The organism is Moorena sp. SIO4G3 (assembly GCF_010692305.1).
Lineage (GTDB): Bacteria > Cyanobacteriota > Cyanobacteriia > Cyanobacteriales > Coleofasciculaceae > Moorena > Moorena producens_A.
Map to the genome: position 1 here is coordinate 1 of NZ_JAAHIG010000654.1, position 2,396 is coordinate 2,396.

General features: G+C 40.0%; 1 protein-coding gene. It reads left to right on the forward strand.

All coding sequences use genetic code 11. The features are described from left to right. Positions 1–587 precede the first annotated feature (587 nt). Positions 588–2,279, forward strand: coding sequence for a group II intron reverse transcriptase/maturase (ltrA, locus tag F6J99_RS44225; RefSeq protein ID WP_365975468.1), 1,692 nt, complete (start codon positions 588–590; stop codon positions 2,277–2,279). Positions 2,280–2,396 lie beyond the last annotated feature (117 nt).

A 2,396-nucleotide genomic window follows, 5' to 3' on the forward strand; every position in this document is an offset into this window, starting at 1 on the left:
GGTGCGATTCGTTAGCTAGAAACTATACCCTACCAAGGGTAATAGGGGATTAGCTGCTTGAGTTCAGAACTCAAGACAACTTGATAACCTTGATGGTGAAATACCATCCCCCGAAGAGTCCGGGAGAAAACCCTACCCTGATGAACAGGAATAACAAACCTGCCAATTGATGCAAGGGTCGAACGTTAAAAATATCCTTAACCTGAAAGATAGATTAACAGGTAAAAGAACTCAAGGGTACGAGAGGAAGATACGTCTGAATCATCGAAAGCTTGGAATGGCGAAATTAAGGATTGATACGCCATAGACAAAAGTCAAAGGAAATATGGAGTATTGGATTCAACTGTCTAATACTGATTCTCCAATAAATTTCCCGGTGAATAGTATCGCCCTAAAAGTTCACAATAATGGTTATCAGGAACGAAGTAATTCCATAGGTTTTCTTAATAAAGGTCGGTTTATTGAGTAGGTAGTTAGCCGCATGGCCTATGTGAAAAGGATAGAGTCAAAAGCCTAAAGCCCATATGTAATGTATGGGATATGCTGACAGACTCACGTTATAGGAAGAGATATGGTTGTAAGTAGCAATGAATAAGTCTAAAACTCGGGGGTTCTCCCCACAGTCGGAATGGAAGAAGGTCAACTGGCGAAAGCTAGAAATGACCGTATTTAAGTTGCAAAAACGAATATATCGAGCCTCTCATCGTGGTGATGTTCGCGTGGTAAGGAAGCTACAAAAGACTCTGATGAAATCCTGGTCAGCCAAAATGATAGCGGTTAGACGGGTAACCCAGGAGAACAAAGGTAAAAAGACTGCCGGAATAGATGGGAAAAAAGCTTTAAATAGTAAGCAAAGACTCACCTTAGTAGCCAACCTAAACGTTCAAAGAAAGGCAAAACCTACCAGAAGGGTATGGATTCCTAAATCTGGAAGTAAAGAAAAACGCCCCCTGGGTATTCCAACAATACACGACCGCGCCCTACAAGCTTTAGCTAAACAGGCATTAGAACCTGAATGGGAAGCAAAGTTTGAACCTAATTCATATGGATTCAGACCAGGACGCTCATGTCACGATGCCATCGAAGCCATATTCAGTAATATATGCCATAAACCCAAGTGGGTATTAGACGCAGATATTGCCAAATGCTTCGACAAAATAAATCACAAAGCACTTCTAACGAAGGTGAACACCTTTCCATCGCTAAGAAGATTAATAAAATCCTGGCTTAAAGCCGGAGTAATGGAAAAAGACACGCTTACCCCCACTGAGAAAGGGACACCGCAAGGAGGAGTGATATCACCTCTCCTGGCAAATATAGCCCTTCATGGTATGGAAGAACAAATCAAACAATATGCCGAAACAATAAAAATAAAAGGGAGGAGTAAAAAACAAAAACGGCAAGGAATATGTTTGATTAGATATGCAGATGACTTTGTGATAATACATAAAGACCAAAAAGTGGTAGAAGAATGCAAAAGGATTATAGGAAACTGGCTAAATGACATGGGATTGGAATTAAAACCAAGTAAAACAAGAATCTCCTACACTATGGATGGGTTTGACTTCTTAGGATTTAATATCCGCCAATATAAAGTAGGAAAGAATCAATCAAAACAAGGTTTTAAAACCATCATCAAACCATCGAAAAAGAAAGTTCTTGAACATTATAAGCAACTCTCAAACGTCATAGACCGTCATAGAGCTGCTCCCCAAGAGGCACTAATACACCATCTTAAACCCATTATAAGAGGATGGTGCAACTACAACAGAAGTGTTTGTAGTAAAGAAACCTTTAATAAACTTGGGCACATGTTATGGAACAAGTTACAACGATGGGGATACAGGAGACATCCAAACAAACCTAAATCCTGGGTAATTAAAAAATATTGGGGAACCATAGGAAAGGACAACTGGGTATTCAAAACCGATAGGAGCCACCTCCTGAAACATGTTGAAACTGAAATAATAAGACATGTAAAGGTGCAAGAATCCAGAAGTATATACGATGGAGACCTAATATATTGGAATACCAGAATGCAGAAACACCCTGAAATGACCAGTCAAAAGGGAAGGCTTTTGAAAAGGCAAAAAGGGGTATGTGCTCATTGTGGTCTTACCTTCAAGGACGGAGACATTATGGAAAAGCATCACATAATACCACGCTCCCTTGGTGGAAACGACACAGATGGAAATCTTGAATTACTCCACCTACATTGTCACGACGTAAAACATGGAAAGAAAATTCCACTCAATGAGTTGGATAAAAACCCATTCTAAGAGGAGCCAATGTCATGGATTTAAAGTACTATAATGAGGAGCCGTATGATGCGAAAGTGTCACGTACGGTTTTGAAGACGAGTCAGAAGAGGCGACTCTTCGACTTAGTTCAACAAA

Bases quoted from the DNA above. Each gene is read 5' to 3' on its own strand.
- ltrA (WP_365975468.1), top strand. From the start codon at position 588: ATGAATAAGTCTAAAACTCGGGGGTTCTCCCCACAGTCGGAATGGAAG.